Source organism: Exiguobacterium sp. s70 (assembly GCF_018618315.1).
Lineage (GTDB): Bacteria > Bacillota > Bacilli > Exiguobacteriales > Exiguobacteriaceae > Exiguobacterium > Exiguobacterium chiriqhucha.
On sequence record NZ_JACSLV010000002.1, the window covers coordinates 178,029 to 197,207 of the forward strand.

The window sequence follows — 19,179 nt, forward strand, 5'->3', positions numbered from 1 at the left end:
CGTACCCTCCGTGGTATACTCTGAACATGAAATGCATGAGAGTGATTCATTCGGCTCTCACATCTTACTGGGGAGGTATTTACCAAATGGCTATTAAACACGCAACGACTCAAACATTTGAACAAGAAGTAAAAGAGGGCGTCGTCCTCGTCGATTTCTGGGCAGCTTGGTGTGGACCGTGCCGCATGATCGCACCGGTACTCGAAGAGCTTGACCAAGAGATGGGCGACCAAGTCCAAATCGTTAAACTCGACGTTGACGAGAACCCAGAAGTAGCGGGCGCTTTCCAAATCCAAAGTATCCCAACACTTATGATGTTCAAAGACGGACAACCTGTTTCGAAAACAATGGGCTTCCAACCAAAAGAAGCACTCAAAGAGTTTATCGCAACAGCACAATAATCACGTACAGCCGACCGGGCAACTGGTCGGCTGTTTTTTGTTGGGCGTGTTAGGGAAGAAGGAGTTTAGTCGTTTCGCATGGAATATCAACGGTTAAGGTTCGGTACGGATTGAGGGCGAGAATTCGGACAAATCACCACCTGAAAACGCATACATATAGAGTGCGATTGTAATTTTTTTTCGTCGCTTTTTGTCGACTCCCTTCATATTTAACAGTTCGGGAGAAATCGGGGAGGCGTCAAAATACGCGAAGGTTTTATCATGGAAACAGACTGAAAATTTACGCTATACTCATGAAGAAGACGTGATGGCGTCAAATGACCTTAATAATTAAGCCATCGTTTGTAAGACTCTGTTCGAAGGAGGAATTTTCTTGTCGGTGTTACATTTAGCTATCTTATTGCCGCTTCTCGCGGCACCGTTCATCCCGTTCTTGTTCCGGGCGCTGAAGCGAATCCACACGGGTTGGTTCGTGTTAATCGTTCCGGTCGTCCTATTCGTGTACTTCTTCCGCTTCATCGGAATCACGAGCGCGGGAGACGTCGTGACGGAAACGGTCGAATGGATGCCATCGCTCGGCATCAACTTCACGGCCTACGTGGACGGGCTCGGACTATTGTTTGCCCTCCTGATTACAGGGATTGGGGCGCTCGTCGTCCTTTATTCGATTTATTACTTGAATAAAGACAAAGAGTCGCTCGGTCATTTTTATGTGTATCTGCTCTTGTTCATGGGCGCGATGCTCGGTGTCGTCCTCTCGGACAACATGGTCGTCATGTACATGTTCTGGGAACTTACGTCGATTTCGTCGTTCCTCTTGATCGGGTACTGGTACGAGAAAGAGCGCTCTCGCTACGGGGCGCGTAAATCGATGCTCATCACCGTGTTCGGTGGTCTGTCGATGCTCGGGGGGATCGTGATTCTCGAGTCGATCGTCGGCTCGTTCAGCATCCGCGACATGGTGGCCAATCAGGCAGTGATCGCGGACAGCCCGTTCTTTATCGCGGCGATGATCCTCATCTTGCTCGGAGCCTTCACGAAGTCGGCGCAATTCCCGTTCCACATCTGGTTGCCGGACGCGATGGAAGCACCGACCCCGGTCAGTGCGTACCTCCACTCGGCGACGATGGTCAAGGCCGGTCTCTATCTCGTCGCACGGATGAGCCCGGTGTTCCAAGAGTCACCAATCTGGCTATGGACGATCGCCGTGGTCGGGACGTTCACCTTGTTCTGGGGTTCGTTCAACGCGGTCAAACAGACCGATTTGAAAGGGATTCTCGCCTTCTCGACGGTCAGTCAGCTCGGTCTCATCATGTCGCTCCTCGGACTCGGTGCCGCGGCGCTTCATTATGACGGCATGGATGACAACATCTATATGGTCGCGACGATCGCGGCAATCTTCCACTTGATTAACCACGCGACATTCAAAGGGTCGCTGTTCATGATGGTCGGGATCGTCGACCATGAGACCGGGACGCGTGACATTCGCAAACTCGGCGGTCTCATGACCGTCATGCCGATCACGTTCACAATCGCCGTCATCGGCTCATTGTCGATGGCAGGGTTACCGCCGTTCAACGGCTTCCTCAGTAAAGAGATGTTCTTGAAGGCGACGACGAAAGTGTTCTCAATGGACTTCTTCGCGCTCGATACGATCGGCATCTTGATTCCGGTCGTCGCATTCATCGCGAGTGTGTTCACGTTCATCTACAGCTTGATTATCTTCACGCGGACGTTCATGGGCAAAGCCCAGTTCGACAAATTGCCGAAACAGCCGCACGAGGCACCGATCGGGATGCTCATCCCGCCAGCGATTCTCGCCATCCTCGTCGTCGTGCTCGGATTCGTGCCGAACGTGTTATCGAACTCGCTCATCAAGCCGGCCGTCGAATCGATTTATCCGACGCTCGTCGCGAGCGGGCAAGAAGTCAAAGTGGACATCTACTTCTGGCACGGATTGACACCGGAGCTGTTTATGACGATCGGCGTCATCCTGCTCGGGACGCTCATGTTCTATACGATCAACAAGTGGATGGGCATCTATAACCGGATTCCACACCGCTTGACGCTAAACGGCATGTATGACGGGACGCTCGTCTGGTCGAACAAGGCGGCGTACCGCTTCAAAGATAACTATATGACGGGCTTCATCCGCTCGTATTTGGTCTACATTTTCTTGTTCTTGTCAGGCATGATGTTGTTCTCGATGTATTGGTTCGATTTGTTCAACTTCTCGTTCGGCGAGATGGAACCTGTCGCACCATATGAATACGTCCTCGGGGCTGTTGTCATCTTGGCATCAATCGCAATTCTGTTCATGCGTTCGCGCCTGCCATCGATCATTCTGCTCGGTGTCGTCGGGTATTCGGTCGCGTTGTTCTTCGTCTTCTTCAATGCACCGGACCTGGCTTTGACGCAGCTCGTCATCGAGACGGTATCGGTCGCGCTGTTCTTGCTCGTCTTCTACCATATGCCAGAGATCAGCAAGAAAGAAGTGCGCGTGAAATTCAAAATCGAGAATGCAATCGTCTCGATAATCGTCGGGGTGACGGTCATGCTCCTCAGCTTCATGGCGCTATCGAACCGTTCCCTGTCGTCAATCTCAGAGTACTATAAAGAAAATGTCTATGATTTAGCAGCCGGGAAAAACATGGTCAACGTTGTCCTTGTCGACTTCCGGGGCTTTGATACGTTGTTCGAGATCGTCGTCCTTGCCATCGCGGCCATCGGGATTTACACGATGATCAAATTCAGAACGACAGAACGTACGAAAGGAGCACGTGAACATGAACCGAAAAAATGATCAAGTCAATGACGTCATCTTACAGACGGCCGCGGTGATCATCTTCTTCATCATCATCGTGTTCTCAATCAATCTCTTCTTCGCCGGGCACTATTCGCCGGGCGGAGGCTTCATCGGTGGTTTGATGACGGCGGCTGCGCTCGTATTGTTGCTCCTTGCCTTTGATTCGAAAACGCTCGCCGACGTGCTTCCGTTCGACTATCGCAAGATGACGGCGCTCGGTCTAGCTATCGCGTTACTGACGTCGCTTCACAGCATCTTCTGGGACCGTCCGTTCCTGACGCATGCGTATGGTAAGTTTGACTTGCCGCTCTTAGGCGAACAGACGCTTCACACGGCAATCGCCTTCGACCTTGGTGTTTACCTTGTGGTCATCGGTGTGACGATGACGATCATTCAAACGATTGGAGAGAGTGAATAATGGAAATCTTCGTTAGCATCATCATCGGTGTCTTGACGATGAGCGCTGTCTATATGATTCTCTCAAAGAGTTTGTTGCGCATCATCATCGGCACCGGCCTGCTCAGTCACGCCGCCCACTTACTCGTCTTGACGATGGGCGGATTGAAAACCGGAGCGGCACCAGTCCTCGTCGACGGGGTGACGGAATATACCGATCCGCTCCCGCAAGCGCTCGTCTTGACGGCCATCGTCATCAGCTTCGGGGTGACCGCGTTCTTCCTAGTGCTCGCGTATCGGGCCTATCAAGAACTAAATACGGATAATATTGAGGAAATGAAAGGAACGGAATCGAATGATTAACTTACCGATCTTTCCGATTGTCATCCCGGCGCTTGCGGCCATCATCCTCCTCTTCGCGCCGAAGCAGATTCGTCTGCAACGCGGAGTGGCACTCGGGGCTTTACTTGTAACGTTCGCAGTGACGGTGCTGCTAATCTTCACCGTGTCACAGGACGGCATCTTGACCGTCAACTTAGGAAACTGGCCGGCACCGTTCGGAATCACGCTCGTCTCGGACATGCTGTCGGCATTGCTCGTCGCTACGTCGACGTTGATCGTCTTCTTCATCGTCTGGTTCGCGACCCATTACTTCTCGGACGCGTATGAATCGAACTACGTCTACGTCGCGATGCTGTTCCTCCTCGTCGGGGTGAACGGTGCCTTCACGACAGGCGATATCTTCAACTTGTTCGTCTTCTTCGAAGTGTTCCTCATCTCGTCATACGTGTTGATCGTCCTCGGCGGGAAAGGGGTCCAACTTCGCGAGTCAATCAAGTACTTGCTCGTGAACGTCATCGCCTCGGCGTTGTTCGTCATGGCCGTCGCGCTACTTTACGGAACGGTCGGCACGCTCAGCTTGGCTGACCTCGCGCAGAAGATTCCGCTCGTCGAGAATCAATCTGTTCTCGTCGTCATCGGGGTATTGTTCATGATTGTCTTCGGTTTAAAAGGGGCACTCGTACCGTTACACTACTGGCTCCCGGGCTCGTATGTCGTGGCACCGACGCCAATCCTTGCTATGTTCGGGGCGCTTCTGACGAAAGTCGGGGTATACTCGATTTTGCGGACATACACGCTCCTGTTTGATGTCGGGTCGTTCACGCAGAACTTCTTGATTATTCTCGCCGTGTTGACGATCGTCATCGGGATGATCGGCGCCATCGCCTATAATGACGTCAAATTGATCATCATCTACAACATCATGATCGCAGTCGGCGTGATTCTCTATGGGATTGCGCTCAACACGCAGACGTCGCTCGAAGGGGCGCTTTACTACTTGATTCATGACATGTTGATCAAGGCCGCCTTGTTCATGCTCGTCGGCATGATGATCGGCATCACCAAGTCTGGTCAGTTACGCGACATGGGTGGCTTGATTACCCGGTTCCCGCTGTTCGGCTGGACGTTCTTCATCGCCGCCTTGTCGCTCGCCGGGATTCCGCCGCTTAGCGGATTCTTCGGGAAACTGTTAATCGTTCAAGGTGGGGTCGCCGAGGGCAGCCTGTTCGGGCCACTCCTCATCTTGCTGTCGAGTTTGTTCGTCCTCTTCTCCGTCATCAAAATCTTCTTGTACGGATTCTGGGGAGAAGAGAAGCGTGCCTACGACGGTCCGCTCGTTCCGCACATGAAGAAACTCATCGTGCCGACGTTCTTGCTCGTCGCCGTCGCCGTGGCTTACGGGTTCGGCGCCGAGGCGATGCATCCGTTCATTACCCAGGCAATTGAACCGCTCGTGCAACCCGAAATCTATATCGATGCCGTGATTAAGGAGTGATTTAGAGATGGCTTACCAACTACTCATCAACTTTTTCCTGGCGTTCATTTGGATGTTCTTCACGGGTACGTTCACGACGAGCGGATTTCTCATCGGCTATTTGCTCGGATTACTCGTCATCTTCATGATGCGCCGCTTCTTCAAGAATACGGATTTCTATTTCATCCGCGTCTTGAAACTGCTTAAACTGTTCTTGATTTTCTGTCGAGAGCTTGTCCTCGCCAACGTCGAGGTGCTACGGCTCGTCCTCAGCCCGAAACTGAAAATCCAACCAGGCATCTTCCGGTACCATACCGAGCTCGATGCCGGTTGGAAGGTCAGTTGGCTGTCGATGCTCATCACCCTGACACCAGGGACGCTCGTCGTCCAAGTGTCGGACGACAATAAGACGCTCTATATCCATGCGCTCCATATGCCGGATAAAGAGTCGCTCAAGCAAGGCATTCACGATAACTTTGAGACGAAGATTAAGGAGGCGACCAGCTAATGTTAGATATTATTATTTACGTGGCGCTCGCCATCCTCGTGCTCGCCATGCTCGGCATGCTGTATCGGGTCGTCAAAGGACCGACTACGGCTGACCGTGTGATTGCGCTCGACTCGATCGGAATCGGCTTGATTTCCGTCGTCTCGCTGTTGTCGATTCTGCTCGACACGACGATGTTTTTCGAAGTCATCCTCTTGCTCGGGATTTTAGCCTTTATCGGAACGGTGGCGTTCTCGAAATTCCTCGAGAAGGGAGAGATCATCCAACATGACCGCAACAATGATTTATGACATTTTGACCGGTGTCTTCACAATCATCGGGGTATTCTTCACCGTCGTCGCGGCCATCGGTCTCATCCGGCTTCCGGACATCTACTCGCGGGCCCACGCGGCCTCGAAGAGCGCGACGCTCGGCGTCATGTTCGTCTTGTTCGCGGCGCTCCTGCACGTCTGGGTCGACCAGCGTATCTTTGACGCACGACTCCTGCTCGGCTTGTTCTTCGTCTTGTTGACGGCTCCGGTCGGCGGACACTTGATCGCTCGGGCGGCTCACGCTCAAGGGGTCAAGCTCTGGGACAAATCGCTCCAGGACGCCTTGCAAGAAGATAAGGATAAAGGAATCGAATGACGAAAGGCTCTTCCATCGCACGATGGAAGAGCCTTTTTTAGATGAGGTACGAGATATCGGACGCGGACGTCGGATACGCGAACTCCAAGTGTTTGACGTGTTGATGGATCATATTGTTTTGTATAATGAATGAGAACAAGTTGATCAGTTCCGGCGCGTGTTGCCCAATCAAGTGGGCGCCGAGCACATGACCGTCCTTGCTGAGCAAGATGCGGGAGAACGCCGTCGTGTCGTTGATGCGCTCATACGTGAGGAAATGGGACAAGTCGTTGTCTTTACATTCATAGTCGATCCCTTGCGCCTTGGCCTCGTCGACCGTCAGCCCGACCTTGGCAATCGGTGGTGTCGTGAAGACGACCGTCGGGGCGGGACGCTCGGGGAGCGGACGCGTGTTGTTGCGGAGCAGGTTGAGCGCGGCGATGCGACCTTCCTGTCCGGCGAACGGGGTAAGGGCAGGGTTGCGGCTCTTGGCGACGTCTCCGGCCGCATAGACGTTCGGATTCGTCGTCTGGAGAAACTCGTTGACCAAGACGCCGCCGTGGTCGGACTCGATGCCGGCCGCATCCAACCGAAGTCGCTCGATGCTCGGAATCCGCCCGGTGGCGTTAAGCACGAGTCCTACAAGGGTAGAGTCATCTGATAGCGTCACGACGTCGCCATTGATGTCGACCGGTTCGATTCCATAGCGGACATCGATCCCGATTTGAATCGTCTCATCGACGAGCCGTTTGACGACTTTACGGTCGAACGGCTTCAGCGCCCGCGACCGGACGAGGAGCGTCACGTCACATCCGAACCGGCGCAGAATATGGGCGAACTCGAAGGCAATATAACCGGCTCCGACGATGATGACGTGTTGCGGTAACACCTCAAGGTCGAAGACGTCGTTGCTCGTGATGGCAGCGTCTCCGCCGGGGATGTCGAGTGGACGCGGGATTTGCCCCGATGCGATCAAGAATTGATGCGCCGAGATTTCATGTCCTTCGATGACGATCGAGTCTTCGTCGATGAAATGTGGTTCGCCTTCGAACAAATCGATGCCGTGTTCTTGCCAATGATGCATCTTCGTCGTCGGGACGGCAAAGCGGTATTCGTCGACACGATGTTTGAAGGCGTGCCAGTCGAGCTTGAGTTCGCCGGTCACACCGAGCGGTTTCATCCGTTCGGCCCGGGCAATCAGGTCGGCTCCTTCCGCGAGCATTTTTTTCGGGTCACACCCGCGCTGCGGGCACGTCCCGCCGAACGTCCAATTCTCGACAATCGCAATTTGTTTACCGGCGTCACGTAACACGCTGGCGGCTTGGCTCGCTGCCGAGCCGCTGCCGATGATGATGACATCGTACCGTTTCATTCCAAAACCCTCCCTCTGAGACTTCATCAATTTTTTCCCGTCTGGAAGGAACCTAAACTGAGGTGATTGAATTTGAGTCATTCTGACCACATTAAACATAAATTGGCGCTCCTCCCGGACGAGCCCGGCTGTTACTTGCATAAGAACGAGTACGGGGAAATCATTTACGTCGGGAAAGCGAAAAATCTGAAGAACCGGGTTCGGTCGTATTTCACCGGGGCGCACGACATCAAGACGATGCGCCTCGTGGCCGAGATTCGCGACTTCGAATATATCGTCACGGCGAGCGAGCTCGAGGCACTCTTGCTCGAGATGACGCTCATCAAAAAGCACGACCCGAAATATAACATTCGCTTGAAGGATGACAAGTCGTACCCGTATATCAAAATCACGAACGAGCCGTATCCGCGGTTGCTCACGACGCGGAAGCTGAAGCGGGACGGCGGCTTCTATTTTGGCCCGTATCCGAACGCCTATGCCGCCAACGAGACGAAGCGGCTGCTCGACAAGCTGTATCCGCTCCGGAAATGCCAACCGATGCCACGCAAGCTCTGTCTGTATTACCACATCGGGCAGTGTCTCGGACCGTGCGAGCTCGCCATCGACACGGACGAGCAAAAAGAGATCGTCCAAGAGATTCGACGCTTCTTGAACGGGGAGACGAGCGAGACGCTCGCCAAACTTCAAGTCGATATGGGACTGGCTGCCGAAGACATGCAGTTTGAACGCGCCGCCGAGCTCCGTGACCAAATCCGGGCCGTCGAATCGATTATGAACAAACAGAACATGATCACGGCCGACCCGACAGCACGCGACGTCTTTGGCTACACCCTCGACCGCGGCTGGATGTGCGTCCAAGTGTTCTATATGCGAGGCGGCAAGATGATCGAGCGCGACGTATCCCTGTTCCCACTTCATGGGGAACCGTCCGAGGAGCTCGAGAGTTTCATCGTCCAGTTCTATGAGCAGAACGTCTTGCCGAAGGAAGTGCTCGTTCCCGAGATCGTCCGCATCGATCTGTTGAACGAGGCGATCGGCACGAAAGTGATGCAGCCGAAACGAGGGGCGAAGCGACAGTTGCTCGACTTGGCGACGAAAAATGCAGGCATCGCCTTGAACGAAAAGTTCGAGTTACTCGCCCGCGACGAAGAGCGGACGCTCCTCGCCATGCGTGAGCTCGGTGAGGCGATCGGTATCCCAAACTTGTCGCGCGTCGACATCATCGACAACGCCAACATCCAAGGGGCGGACGCCGTCTCGGCGCTCGTCGTCTTCGAGGATGGCAAGCCGCTCAAGAAGGAATACCGGAAATACAAGATTCGTACTGTCCAAGGACCGGACGACTATGAGACGATGCGAGAAGTCGTGCGCCGTCGGTTCCGCCGTCTGTTGACGGAAGAGAAACGTCTGCCGGACCTGCTGTTGATTGACGGGGGCATTGGGCAATTGAACGCCGCCCTCGACGTGCTACAAAACGAGTTCGGGCTCGACTTGCCCGTCGGCTCGTTGAAGAAAGATGACCGTCACCGGACGAGCCAGCTCTTGTTCGGGGAAGGCGGCGGGGTCGTCGAATTGAACTCACGTTCGAGCGCGTTCTATTTGCTGCAACGCATGCAAGACGAGGTCCACCGCTTCGCCATAACGTTCCACCGCAGCCTGAGGACGAAGAAGATGACGAAGTCGGTGCTCGACGATATCCCGGGCGTCGGGCCAAAGCGGCGTCAGCAATTGATTCGTCATTTCGGGTCGATGAAGCAGATCCGTCTCGCCTCGCTCGAACAGTTGAAAGAAGCGGGTCTGCCGGAGAAGTTGGCCGAGACCGTAATCCAATACGTCCATGAGGAGACCGATGAATGAACCGAGACGCATTAGCCGATTTTCCAGACGAGACATCCCCTTTTATTGAACAGTTCGTGCGTGACCTTGCGGACGTGACCGACGCGATTCAACATGCGTACGTGCACGGGTCTGTGACGATGGGAGGCTTTCATCCGAGACAGAGTGACGTCGATTTACTGTTCGTGAGCGACCGAGACCTGTCGGACGAGGAGCGGCTCGGTTTGATGCGACTGTGCCTGGCGACATCGACGCAGCCGTATCCGCTCGAGTTGACCGTGATGACGGAACGAGCGTTACAAGAATGGGTCCATCCGAGTCCGTTCGAGTTTCATTATAGTGAGCAATGGCGCATGCGATTAGAAGAAATGTCAATCGATGAACTGCTCCATGAGCAACAAGGTATGACGGATCCGGATTTGGCCGCCCACCTCAAAGTCATCATGGAGCGAGGCTGTGTCTTGTTCGGGGCTCCGCTGCATGAGTTGTTGCTCGGGTTTGAGGATGGACATTACCGAGAAGCAATCAAGGACGACGCGTTGGATTGCCTGAGCTCGCTTGATAACCACCCCGTGTATAGCGTACTGAATCTCGTGCGGGTGATGGCCTACGAGACGGATGGGCGTGTGCTTGCCAAACGAGAAGTACTCGAGTGGGCGAAGCGACAACCGATTCCAACTGATCTCCTGCACGTCATTCAAAAAGCGGCAACGGCATATGCGGGCGAAGACATGACGTTCTCAAGGTCGGAGCTCATTGACTTTTATATCTTCGCCAATGAGCGTCTCTTCCCGTATGAAGAGAAGGATGAGTTGGAGGATTAACTCAAAAAGAAAGAGCCGATGCGGTGTAAAAATCGCATCGGCTCTTCGTCATTCATACGTATCTTTTCGGTCTAGTTGGACGGTGATGTGGACGGCCTTGCGCGTCACGTCGGCGTAGCCTTCGGCGACGCATTGGAAACGACCCGCAATCTGTTCGGCTAAAAAACCAGCCTCGAGCTGGAAGTAGCCCGTCGCCTTCTCTTGGGTCGCGGGTGGGGGCGTGAGCTCGAACAAGAATTTATTTCCTTTTTCTTTCAACAGCGTCAAATCTCCCCAGCCGGCCTCGCTAAAGAAGGCGCTCAGTTCCTCATTGGGCATGACCGGGAACTTGCGTGCGACCCGTTTACCCGACCAATAGATGACTTGGGCGTAATCGTCCCCAAGCAAATCCGTCAACACATAATCGCGCAACAGTTCGATCGCGAAAGTGGGTTGGCTCATCGTTTCCATCTTCTTCCATCACTCCAATCTCTCTATACCATTATAACGACGAATCGGCTTTTGGTCACCGGGTATTTTGCAAAAGAATGTGTCACAAATCGGTCAGGTTGTCTTGTCATACAAAATTCACAAGAGTAGAATAGGAGACAGAAAGCTATATTTACATTTGAAAACGCTTTTATTTACAAAACGAGCCAAGGGCTCGTACAAAGGGGGAACTAGAATGGCTTCGCAGCGTGACTATTTCAGTCGTAAAGTCCATTCGCTACTTGGGGTCATCCCAATCGGCCTGTTTTTGATCGTCCACTTGTCGGTCAACTACTATATCGTCGATGGGGTGGAGTCGTTTAACAAGGCAGCAAAATTCATGGAGAGCTTACCGTACTTGTACTTCCTTGAAGTCACCATCATCGCCTTGCCGATGATTTTCCACGGCGTGTATGGCGTGTATTATGCGTTTCTCGGTTCGATTAACACGAACCGTTACTCATACGCGCGTAACTGGATGTACATGCTCCAACGCTTCACGGGCGTCTTCCTCGTCATCTTTATCGCTTGGCACGTTTGGGAAACGCGCTTGGCGAAGTTACGTGGCGTTGAAGTGAATGCGGAGATGATGCAAAACATCGTCGATAATCCGCTCATGCTTATCTTCTACATAGTCGGGATCCTCTCGGCTACGTTCCACTTCGCGAACGGTCTCTGGTCGTTTGCCATCACGTGGGGGATCACACAGTCGCCTCGTTCACAGCGCTTCATGAGCTACGTCTCAGGCGCGGTCTTCTTGGCACTATCTTTTGTCGGCATCCGTTCAATCTTGACGTTCGCTGGCATCTTGTAATAGGGGGAAAAGTACATGGCAAATCAAAGTTTGATCGTCATCGGTGGCGGTCTAGCTGGACTCATGGCGACAATCAAGTCGGCTGAGATGGGTGTTCCGGTAAAACTATTCTCGCTTGTACCGGTCAAGCGTTCACATTCAGTTTGTGCACAAGGCGGCATCAACGGTGCCGTCAACACGAAGGGGGAAGGGGATTCTCCTTGGCAACACTTCGATGATACGGTCTATGGGGGCGACTTCCTCGCCAACCAACCGCCAGTCCAAAAGATGGCGGAAGCGGCACCGAAAATCATCCACATGTTCGACCGGATGGGTGTCATGTTCAACCGGACGCCAGAAGGTCTTCTCGACTTCCGACGTTTCGGCGGCACGCTCCATCACCGCACGGCTTACGCCGGTGCGACGACAGGGCAACAGCTTCTTTACGCACTAGACGAGCAGGTCCGTCGCTATGAGGCGCAAGGGCTCGTCGAGAAGTATGAAGGCTGGGAGTTCCTCCGGGCCATCATCGATGAATCAGGCGTCTGCCGTGGTGCGGTCTGTCAGGATTTACGCTCGATGGAAATTAAAGCGTTCCCATCGGATGCGGTCATCCTTGCGACAGGCGGCCCAGGCGTCATCTTCGGTAAATCGACGAACTCGGTCATCAACACCGGACAAGCGGCTGGAGCGGTTTACCGTCAAGGCGCGGTCTACGCGAACGGCGAGTTCATCCAAATCCACCCGACGGCGATCCCAGGGGACGACAAGCTTCGTCTCATGAGTGAGTCAGCACGTGGTGAAGGCGGACGTGTATGGACGTATAAAGACGGCAAGCCATGGTACTTCCTTGAAGAGAAGTATCCGGCCTACGGAAACCTCGTGCCGCGTGATATCGCGACGCGTGAGATTTTCGACGTCTGCGTCAACCAGAAGCTCGGCGTCAACGGTGAGAACATGGTGTACCTCGACTTGTCGCATAAAGACTCGAAAGAACTCGACATCAAACTCGGCGGCATCCTTGAGATTTACGAGAAGTTCGTCGGCGACGACCCACGGAAAGTCCCGATGAAGATTTTCCCGGCCGTTCACTATTCGATGGGCGGACTCTGGGTCGATTACGACCAGATGACGAACATCCCAGGGCTATTCGCTGCCGGTGAGTGCGATTACTCGATGCACGGTGCCAACCGTCTCGGTGCCAACTCGCTCCTCTCGGCTGTATACGGCGGGATGGAAGCCGGTCCTGCGGCCGTTCATTACATGCGTGGTCTCGACCAAGCGACAGAGAGCGTGCCAGAAGCACTCTTCAACTTCAACGAACGTGAAGAAATCGAGCGGTTCAACGACATCCTCGCGATGGAAGGTACGGAAAACGCGTATCAAATCCACCGTGAGCTCGGCGAACTCATGACCGACAACGTCACGGTCGTTCGTTACAACGATAAGCTCGAAGCGACGGATCTCAAACTCCGTGAACTTCGTGAACGCTATAACAACATCTCCGCGACCGATACGGCCCGCTGGAGCAACCAAGGGGCATCGTTCATCCGACAGCTCGACCACATGCTCGACCTCGCACGCGTCATCACACTTGGCGCCTTGAAACGCGATGAGAGCCGTGGGGCTCATTACAAGCCGGACTTCCCGGAACGTGATGACGAGCGCTTCATGAAGACGACGATGGCACGTTACGACAATGGGGAAGTCGATATCTCGTTTGAAGAGATCGACGTTTCGTTAATCCCGCCACGTAAACGGGATTACTCGAAGAAAGGGGCGAAGACGAAATGACGACGCCGATGCAAGCAGATCAAAAAGACATTCGTTTTATCATTGAACGCCAGGACGGGCCGGATCAACCGACCTATACGGAAGAGTTTACCGTCCCGTACCGTCCGAATATGAACGTCATCTCGGCACTGATGGAAATCCGCCGGAACCCGGTCAACGCGAACGGGGACAAGACGACACCAATCAACTGGGACATGAACTGTCTCGAGGAAGTGTGTGGCGCTTGTTCGATGATCATCAACGGCAAGCCGCGCCAATCGTGTACGGCACTCGTCGATAAGCTCGAGCAACCGATTCGTCTTGCTCCGATGAAGACATTCCCGGTCGTCCGTGACCTTCAAGTCGACCGTCAGCGCATGTTCGACGCGTTGAAAAAAGTGAAGGCTTGGGTTCCGATTGACGGGACGTACGATCTAGGACCAGGACCACGGATGCCAGAGAACAAGCGTCAATGGGCGTATGAACTATCGAAATGTATGACGTGCGGTGTCTGCCTCGAGGCATGCCCGAACGTCAACGACAAATCGAACTTCATCGGACCGGCTGCCATCTCGCAAGTCCGTCTCTTCAACTCGCATCCAACCGGCGCCTTCCACGCGGAAGACCGTTTGGAAGCGCTCATGGAAGACGGTGGTCTCGCACAGTGCGGAAACGCACAAAACTGTGTCGAAGTTTGTCCGAAAGGCATTCCGCTCACGACGTCAATCGCTGCGATGAACCGTCAGACGACGCTTCACTCGTTCAAATCGTTCTTCGGTAGCGACAAAGGCCGCACTGGTTCTGCGGTCGAGGCGTAAGGGTTACGGATGACGAAGTACTTCCGGGAAGCCGATTGGGAAACACGTGTCAGAGCAGGGGTCGCGCTAGACGTCAAAGTCCGATTTTCGGAGTGCGACCCGTACGGCCACATGAATAATACGATTCCGTTCATCTATTTTGAGGATGCACGGATCGAGTTGCTTGAAGCGACAGGGTTCTCGTTGAAAGATGGGTTCGTCGTCGTGGCGGACGCCCAATGCGACTATGTCCGCCAGGTGATGCCGCGCCAATCGATCAAGGTGTATGCCAATGTCTTGACGGTCGGAAACACTTCATGTGATATTCATTACGGGGCATATGATGGAGAACAGCTCATGTTCGCGGGGCGCACGAGCCTCGTGCACTTGTCGAAATCCGGTCGTCCGACCGAATGGACTCCAGAATATAAAAATCGCTTGCAGAATTTTTGCGAATCCGCTATCATTTGATAATGAGTTCACAAACAATTATTCTGCAGGTTCACCTGTAGAATTGAAATTTGAAGGGAGACTATCACGTCATGGAAAAAACGTTCACAGTCGTTGCAGATTCAGGAATTCACGCTCGTCCAGCTACACAGTTGGTTAACACAGCTTCTAAGTTCCAATCAGATATCAACCTTGAGTACAACGGTAAGACAGTAAACCTCAAGTCAATCATGGGTGTTCTTTCACTCGGAATCGCAAAAGATTCTACAATCAAAATCACTGCAGCTGGTGACGATGCAGAAGAAGCGGTTAACACGCTTTCTGACATGCTCACAAGCGAAGGTCTTGCTCAGTAATTGAGCGACGGACGAGGCGGCCAATCGGCTACCTCGTCTTTTTTGTTTGTCACGAGACCGTTTCTTTTTCAGAATCGGCTTTTTTGGTAAGATAGATGGGAATGGAAGTGATGATTATGAAACGAGCGATTGGAGTACTCGATTCAGGAGTTGGCGGCTTGACGGTGGTCAAAGAACTGATGCGCCAACTACCGAAAGAAGAAATAATCTATATCGGCGACACGGAACGGTGCCCGTATGGCCCACGCCCGCACGATGAGATTGAAGCCTATACGTGGGAACTGATTGAGTTCCTGTTAAGTAAGAACGTGAAGATGATTGTCATCGCCTGCAACACGGCGACAGCGGTCGTCTTGAAAGAGGCGCGCAAACGCCTCAATATCCCGGTCATCGGTGTCATCGACCCGGGTGCCCGCGCGGCCGTCAAAGGGACGCGCAATAAACATATCGGCGTCATCGGCACGAAGATGACGATTGAGAGCAACTCGTACGAGACGGCACTCCGGCACGTGGCCGGCGAGATTGATGTGTATTCGCTCGCCTGTCCGCCGTTCGTACCGCTCGTCGAAGCCGGTGAACTTGACGGGGAACGTGTCCGCGCCATCGTCGCTGAGACGATTCGCCCGCTCCAGTCTTCCGAGATGGACACGCTCATCCTCGGGTGCACGCATTATCCGCTGCTCGCTCCGGTCATTCAAGACGTCGTCGGACCGGACGTCCATTTGATTTCATCTGGTGACGAGACGGCGCTCGAAGTGGCGGCCATCCTTGATTTCAAAGAGCTTGAGAACGACCTCGACACGGTCCCGGCGCATCAGTTTTATGCGACGGGGGACGTCGTCATCTTTGACCGACTCGCGACAGAGTGGCTCGGTCAGCCCGTGAGAGCGGAGAAAGTAGAGGTGTCCGGTGTCGATGCGTAACGAACGAAACCATGACGAGCTCCGGCCCGTCGAAATCGTTCCCCATGTGAACAAGCATGCGGAAGGATCGGTCCTCATCTCGATCGGGGACACGAAAGTCATCTGTACGGCGACCGTCGAAGAACGTGTCCCGAACTTCTTGCGCGGCAAGAAGCAAGGTTGGATTAACGCCGAGTATGCCATGCTCCCACGCGCGACCGGCAACCGTACGGTCCGCGAATCGGTCCGAGGGAAGCAGTCGGGCCGGACGATGGAGATTCAGCGTTTGATTTCCCGCTCGCTCCGCTCGGTCGTCGATTTGGAACGACTCGGTGAACGGACGATTTGGATTGACTGTGACGTCATCCAAGCGGACGGTGGTACGCGCACGGCCTCGATTACGGGCGGCTTCTGTGCCCTCGTCCTCGCGGTCGATGCGCTCATCCGTCAAGGCAAGCTTGACGACACGCCGATTAAAGAAGGCGTCGCGGCCATCTCGGTCGGACGGACCGACGAATTGCTCCTTGACTTGAACTACGAAGAAGACGCCGCGGCCGAGGTCGACATGAACGTCGTCATGACGGCGAGCGGACGCTTCGTCGAAGTGCAAGGGACGGGGGAAGAAGCAACGTTCACGTTGCTCGAGATGAACGAGATGCTCCACATGGCCCAAAGCGGGATCGAGACGTTATTCAAAGCGGCCGAAGACGCGCTCGGCGCATCGTGGTGGTATGTCGGGGAACAATTGGAGGAGACCACATGAAACTCATCGTCGCAACACGCAATAAAGGAAAAGTCGTCGAAATCGAAGGGATGCTCACGCCGCTCGGCTTCGAGGTCGAATCGTTGCTTGACTATCCGGACGCACCTGAGACGGACGAGACGGGCACGACGTTCGAAGCGAACGCCGAGCTGAAGGCGACGGAGGCGGCCCGCTACTTCGGCCATGCTGTCCTCGCTGATGACTCGGGGCTTGAAGTCGACGCGCTCGATGGGGCACCGGGTGTCCATTCGGCCCGCTTCGCTGGACCTGAAAAATCGGATGAGGCGAACAACGCCCTCTTGCTCGAGAAGTTGAACGGGGCGACCGACCGGACGGCACGCTTCATCTGTGCCCTCTGTTTGGCCAAACCGTCCGGGGAGACGTTGACGGTACGCGGAACGATCGAAGGGACGATTGGGTATGCGCCGCACGGGGAGAACGGTTTCGGTTATGACCCGCTCTTCATCGTCCCGTCGCTCCATAAGACGGCAGCAGAACTTGAACGCGACGAAAAGGCGGCGGTCAGTCACCGCGGTCAAGCACTACGAAAGTTAGAGGCAGAAATCATTCCGTTCATGAAAGGGTGACCCGTATGCGTTTTCTCGTAGTCAGTGACAGTCACGGATTGACAGAAGAACTATCGATCATCTTTAATCGGCACGAACAAGAAATCGACGACGCGTATCATTGTGGTGACTCGCAACTCGCGCTCGTCGACGAGCACCTGCTCCCGTATCACACGGTGCGCGGCAATTGCGACTTCGGTGGCGACTTGCCGCTCGAGCGAATCGAGGAGACGGCTGAAGGCACGATTCTCATCGTCCACGGCCATCACCACGACGTGAAGTACGACTTGAACCGGTTGCGTTATCGGGCCGAAGAAGTCGGGGCGAACGTCGTGTTGTTCGGCCATTCGCACGTCGCCGGAGCGTTGATTGAGGACGGGGTTCTCTATGTGAACCCGGGCTCGATTCGGATGCCGCGCGGACGGAGTGACAAGACGTATGTACTGATGGATCTCGAGAACGGGCAGGCCAACGTCCGCTTTTATCGGTCTGAAGACGGTTCGGCCGTCGAGGATCTCGATGTGAGCGGAAAGCTGTGACGGAATGAAAAGAAGGAATTGACAGCAAACCATTTTTCTATTATAGTTTTCTTGTCAATGTCCCAATAGCTCAGCTGGATAGAGCAACGCCCTTCTAAGGCGTCGGTCGGGGGTTCGAATCCCTCTTGGGACACTTCCATTTAAAATAGAGATAGCCTCCACGGAGGTTGTCTCTTTTTTCGTTTTTCGGGGTATTGATTGACAACGAATCGATTCCTAACGGAAGATGGAGATGAATGGAAAGGGTGTGGAGAGATGGCAAAAGAGAAAGCGTACCCGTTTCCTGGGAACTGGTCGCGGCTTCAGAAGATGATTCAAGAGGCGGACACGGCCGGAGAACGGCAACGGGTCGAACCGATTCTGTGGGATTGGTATGAGGCAGTGCCCGGGGATCCCTTTGTTTTCATGGAACTATTCCAATGTCTGATGGAACGTCCGGAAGAACCGGAGACGCTTGAGAAACTCGAAGAACTCGTCACGACTCAGATGACGGTCGCAGAAGAACCTGCAGCCGGCGGGCTTCAAATCGCCCAGTATTACATCATGCGTGACCAACCGTTCGAGGCGGCCCATTGGATCAATCTCTATCTCGAATGGCAAGAGAAGACTGATCACGTCAACACACAAGCGCATCAAGTACTGCAAGTGTTGAAGTTGACCGAGTTCCCGGCCGCGATCGCCAAAGTGAAGCGAATCCTTCATCGAGGCGGAATCGGCGAACAGATTGAGACGCTTGAACACGTTCATTTCAATATCGACGACGTCCTCGACAACGTCTTGAAAGAGCTCCTCGTCGCGGAACGTCCAAAGTTGATGAAGTTGATCGTGCTCCAAAAAGCGTTCGACGAGTTGCCGGTCATCGAATGGACCGATCTCGGGATACGGCACCGATTGACGCAAGACGAGGCGACCGTGCATACGCAAGCGTGGGAAGCGATGACCAATCAATTACAGCGGGTCGTGTACGGTGATGAGATTGCGACACAACTGCTCATGAATTACATGTACACGCACTACCCGTTCACACCGCGAGAAGCGTCTGACGTGGAGGTGGCACTCGGACAGGCGAAAACGGCCATCTTGCAACACGAGGAAACTGACGGCCTAGCAGCGGAAATCCTCGAGGCGGACATGCGTTTCACCGAGGCGTTTCTAGACTAAATCCTTGTGTGCAGTCGCCGGATTTATGCTATAATACGGATTGTTG

General features: G+C 54.0%; 22 protein-coding genes and 1 tRNA gene. 21 read left to right on the forward strand and 2 right to left on the reverse strand.

Annotated elements, in window-relative coordinates; genetic code table 11:
- Positions 1 to 86 precede the first annotated feature (86 nt).
- The 8 genes from trxA to mnhG all read left to right on the forward strand — a co-directional run bounded on the left by trxA (position 87) and on the right by mnhG (position 6,554).
- Positions 87 to 401, forward strand: a complete 315-nt coding sequence (gene trxA, locus KNP84_RS05580) for a thioredoxin (RefSeq protein ID WP_021066822.1) — start codon at positions 87 to 89, stop codon at positions 399 to 401.
- A 373-nt stretch (positions 402 to 774) separates the two neighbouring features.
- Positions 775 to 3,204, forward strand: a complete 2,430-nt coding sequence (locus KNP84_RS05585) for a Na+/H+ antiporter subunit A (RefSeq protein ID WP_215114462.1) — start codon at positions 775 to 777, stop codon at positions 3,202 to 3,204.
- Positions 3,188 to 3,625, forward strand: a complete 438-nt coding sequence (locus tag KNP84_RS05590) for a Na(+)/H(+) antiporter subunit B (protein WP_021066824.1) — start codon at positions 3,188 to 3,190, stop codon at positions 3,623 to 3,625. The genes KNP84_RS05585 and KNP84_RS05590 overlap by 17 nt, the downstream gene beginning before the upstream one ends.
- Positions 3,625 to 3,966 (forward strand): Na(+)/H(+) antiporter subunit C, encoded by a 342-nt coding sequence (locus KNP84_RS05595; RefSeq protein WP_021066825.1) that lies wholly within the window; start codon positions 3,625 to 3,627, stop codon positions 3,964 to 3,966. The genes KNP84_RS05590 and KNP84_RS05595 overlap by 1 nt, the downstream gene beginning before the upstream one ends.
- The gene (locus KNP84_RS05600; protein WP_021066826.1) at positions 3,959 to 5,440 is read left to right on the forward strand and encodes a Na+/H+ antiporter subunit D; all 1,482 of its coding nucleotides are present in this window, start codon (positions 3,959 to 3,961) and stop codon (positions 5,438 to 5,440) included. Before KNP84_RS05595 ends, KNP84_RS05600 begins: the two co-directional genes overlap by 8 nt.
- A gap of 7 nt (positions 5,441 to 5,447) precedes the next feature.
- Positions 5,448 to 5,927 (forward strand): Na+/H+ antiporter subunit E, encoded by a 480-nt coding sequence (locus KNP84_RS05605; protein ID WP_058763184.1) that lies wholly within the window; start codon positions 5,448 to 5,450, stop codon positions 5,925 to 5,927.
- A complete protein-coding gene (locus KNP84_RS05610; RefSeq protein WP_021066828.1) occupies positions 5,927 to 6,217 on the forward strand; it encodes a Na(+)/H(+) antiporter subunit F1 in 291 nt (96 codons plus the stop codon). The genes KNP84_RS05605 and KNP84_RS05610 overlap by 1 nt, the downstream gene beginning before the upstream one ends.
- Positions 6,195 to 6,554, forward strand: a complete 360-nt coding sequence (mnhG, locus tag KNP84_RS05615) for a monovalent cation/H(+) antiporter subunit G (RefSeq protein WP_031200113.1) — start codon at positions 6,195 to 6,197, stop codon at positions 6,552 to 6,554. The genes KNP84_RS05610 and mnhG overlap by 23 nt, the downstream gene beginning before the upstream one ends.
- Positions 6,555 to 6,591: 37 nt before the next feature.
- Here mnhG and KNP84_RS05620 read toward each other — a convergent pair whose 3' ends face one another.
- On the reverse strand, positions 6,592 to 7,905 hold the full coding sequence (locus KNP84_RS05620) for a dihydrolipoyl dehydrogenase family protein (protein ID WP_215114463.1): 1,314 nt from the start codon (positions 7,903 to 7,905) through the stop codon (positions 6,592 to 6,594).
- 72 nt (positions 7,906 to 7,977) lie between these two features.
- Here KNP84_RS05620 and uvrC point away from each other — a divergent pair, with 72 nt between their 5' ends.
- Complete coding sequence (uvrC, locus tag KNP84_RS05625; protein WP_214802998.1) at positions 7,978 to 9,762, forward strand: excinuclease ABC subunit UvrC; 1,785 nt, start codon at positions 7,978 to 7,980, stop codon at positions 9,760 to 9,762.
- Entirely contained in the window at positions 9,759 to 10,565 is an 807-nt protein-coding gene (locus KNP84_RS05630) for an aminoglycoside adenylyltransferase domain-containing protein (protein ID WP_215114464.1), read from the forward strand. Before uvrC ends, KNP84_RS05630 begins: the two co-directional genes overlap by 4 nt.
- 48 nt (positions 10,566 to 10,613) lie before the next feature.
- Here the strand turns inward: KNP84_RS05630 and KNP84_RS05635 are convergent, their stop codons facing one another.
- Entirely contained in the window at positions 10,614 to 11,006 is a 393-nt protein-coding gene (locus tag KNP84_RS05635) for a YslB family protein (protein ID WP_235045180.1), read from the reverse strand.
- Between the two features lie 223 nt (positions 11,007 to 11,229).
- Between KNP84_RS05635 and KNP84_RS05640 the strand changes: the two genes are divergently transcribed.
- From KNP84_RS05640 to KNP84_RS05690, 11 genes are all read left to right on the forward strand, one after another.
- Positions 11,230 to 11,847, forward strand: coding sequence for a succinate dehydrogenase cytochrome b558 subunit (locus tag KNP84_RS05640; protein ID WP_021066834.1), 618 nt, complete (start codon positions 11,230 to 11,232; stop codon positions 11,845 to 11,847).
- Positions 11,848 to 11,862: 15 nt separating this feature from the next.
- Positions 11,863 to 13,620, forward strand: a complete 1,758-nt coding sequence (gene sdhA / locus KNP84_RS05645) for a succinate dehydrogenase flavoprotein subunit (RefSeq protein ID WP_029595861.1) — start codon at positions 11,863 to 11,865, stop codon at positions 13,618 to 13,620.
- Entirely contained in the window at positions 13,617 to 14,417 is an 801-nt protein-coding gene (gene sdhB, locus KNP84_RS05650; RefSeq protein ID WP_021066836.1) for a succinate dehydrogenase iron-sulfur subunit, read from the forward strand. Before sdhA ends, sdhB begins: the two co-directional genes overlap by 4 nt.
- Positions 14,418 to 14,426: 9 nt before the next feature.
- Entirely contained in the window at positions 14,427 to 14,867 is a 441-nt protein-coding gene (locus KNP84_RS05655) for an acyl-CoA thioesterase (RefSeq protein WP_029595860.1), read from the forward strand.
- A 71-nt stretch (positions 14,868 to 14,938) separates the two neighbouring features.
- The gene (locus tag KNP84_RS05660) at positions 14,939 to 15,202 is read left to right on the forward strand and encodes a phosphocarrier protein HPr (protein ID WP_021066838.1); all 264 of its coding nucleotides are present in this window, start codon (positions 14,939 to 14,941) and stop codon (positions 15,200 to 15,202) included.
- A 116-nt stretch (positions 15,203 to 15,318) separates the two neighbouring features.
- On the forward strand, positions 15,319 to 16,125 hold the full coding sequence (gene racE / locus KNP84_RS05665) for a glutamate racemase (protein WP_031200117.1): 807 nt from the start codon (positions 15,319 to 15,321) through the stop codon (positions 16,123 to 16,125).
- Positions 16,118 to 16,867: a ribonuclease PH gene (gene rph / locus KNP84_RS05670; RefSeq protein ID WP_214713962.1), complete on the forward strand. Its 750-nt coding sequence runs from the start codon at positions 16,118 to 16,120 to the stop codon at positions 16,865 to 16,867. Before racE ends, rph begins: the two co-directional genes overlap by 8 nt.
- Positions 16,864 to 17,454, forward strand: coding sequence for an XTP/dITP diphosphatase (locus KNP84_RS05675; RefSeq protein WP_029595857.1), 591 nt, complete (start codon positions 16,864 to 16,866; stop codon positions 17,452 to 17,454). Before rph ends, KNP84_RS05675 begins: the two co-directional genes overlap by 4 nt.
- Before the next feature lie 5 nt (positions 17,455 to 17,459).
- On the forward strand, positions 17,460 to 17,972 hold the full coding sequence (locus KNP84_RS05680; protein WP_214719951.1) for a metallophosphoesterase family protein: 513 nt from the start codon (positions 17,460 to 17,462) through the stop codon (positions 17,970 to 17,972).
- A 59-nt stretch (positions 17,973 to 18,031) separates the two neighbouring features.
- Positions 18,032 to 18,105, forward strand: a tRNA-Arg gene (locus tag KNP84_RS05685).
- Between the two features lie 122 nt (positions 18,106 to 18,227).
- Complete coding sequence (locus KNP84_RS05690) at positions 18,228 to 19,133, forward strand: hypothetical protein (RefSeq protein ID WP_214713960.1); 906 nt, start codon at positions 18,228 to 18,230, stop codon at positions 19,131 to 19,133.
- Positions 19,134 to 19,179: the final 46 nt, after the last annotated feature.

Bases quoted from the DNA above. Each gene is read 5' to 3' on its own strand.
- KNP84_RS05595 (WP_021066825.1), top strand. From the start codon at position 3,625: ATGGAAATCTTCGTTAGCATCATCATCGGTGTCTTGACGATGAGCGCT.
- trxA (WP_021066822.1), top strand. From the start codon at position 87: ATGGCTATTAAACACGCAACGACTCAAACATTTGAACAAGAAGTAAAA.
- KNP84_RS05640 (WP_021066834.1), top strand. From the start codon at position 11,230: ATGGCTTCGCAGCGTGACTATTTCAGTCGTAAAGTCCATTCGCTACTT.
- KNP84_RS05690 (WP_214713960.1), top strand. From the start codon at position 18,228: ATGGCAAAAGAGAAAGCGTACCCGTTTCCTGGGAACTGGTCGCGGCTT.
- KNP84_RS05675 (WP_029595857.1), top strand. From the start codon at position 16,864: ATGAAACTCATCGTCGCAACACGCAATAAAGGAAAAGTCGTCGAAATC.
- KNP84_RS05630 (WP_215114464.1), top strand. From the start codon at position 9,759: ATGAACCGAGACGCATTAGCCGATTTTCCAGACGAGACATCCCCTTTT.
- sdhA (WP_029595861.1), top strand. From the start codon at position 11,863: ATGGCAAATCAAAGTTTGATCGTCATCGGTGGCGGTCTAGCTGGACTC.
- KNP84_RS05605 (WP_058763184.1), top strand. From the start codon at position 5,448: ATGGCTTACCAACTACTCATCAACTTTTTCCTGGCGTTCATTTGGATG.
- sdhB (WP_021066836.1), top strand. From the start codon at position 13,617: ATGACGACGCCGATGCAAGCAGATCAAAAAGACATTCGTTTTATCATT.
- KNP84_RS05610 (WP_021066828.1), top strand. From the start codon at position 5,927: ATGTTAGATATTATTATTTACGTGGCGCTCGCCATCCTCGTGCTCGCC.
- KNP84_RS05620 (WP_215114463.1), bottom strand. From the start codon at position 7,905: ATGAAACGGTACGATGTCATCATCATCGGCAGCGGCTCGGCAGCGAGC.
- mnhG (WP_031200113.1), top strand. From the start codon at position 6,195: ATGACCGCAACAATGATTTATGACATTTTGACCGGTGTCTTCACAATC.
- KNP84_RS05680 (WP_214719951.1), top strand. From the start codon at position 17,460: ATGCGTTTTCTCGTAGTCAGTGACAGTCACGGATTGACAGAAGAACTA.
- KNP84_RS05635 (WP_235045180.1), bottom strand. From the start codon at position 11,006: ATGAGCCAACCCACTTTCGCGATCGAACTGTTGCGCGATTATGTGTTG.
- KNP84_RS05600 (WP_021066826.1), top strand. From the start codon at position 3,959: ATGATTAACTTACCGATCTTTCCGATTGTCATCCCGGCGCTTGCGGCC.
- rph (WP_214713962.1), top strand. From the start codon at position 16,118: ATGCGTAACGAACGAAACCATGACGAGCTCCGGCCCGTCGAAATCGTT.
- KNP84_RS05660 (WP_021066838.1), top strand. From the start codon at position 14,939: ATGGAAAAAACGTTCACAGTCGTTGCAGATTCAGGAATTCACGCTCGT.
- KNP84_RS05590 (WP_021066824.1), top strand. From the start codon at position 3,188: ATGAACCGAAAAAATGATCAAGTCAATGACGTCATCTTACAGACGGCC.
- KNP84_RS05655 (WP_029595860.1), top strand. From the start codon at position 14,427: ATGACGAAGTACTTCCGGGAAGCCGATTGGGAAACACGTGTCAGAGCA.
- racE (WP_031200117.1), top strand. From the start codon at position 15,319: ATGAAACGAGCGATTGGAGTACTCGATTCAGGAGTTGGCGGCTTGACG.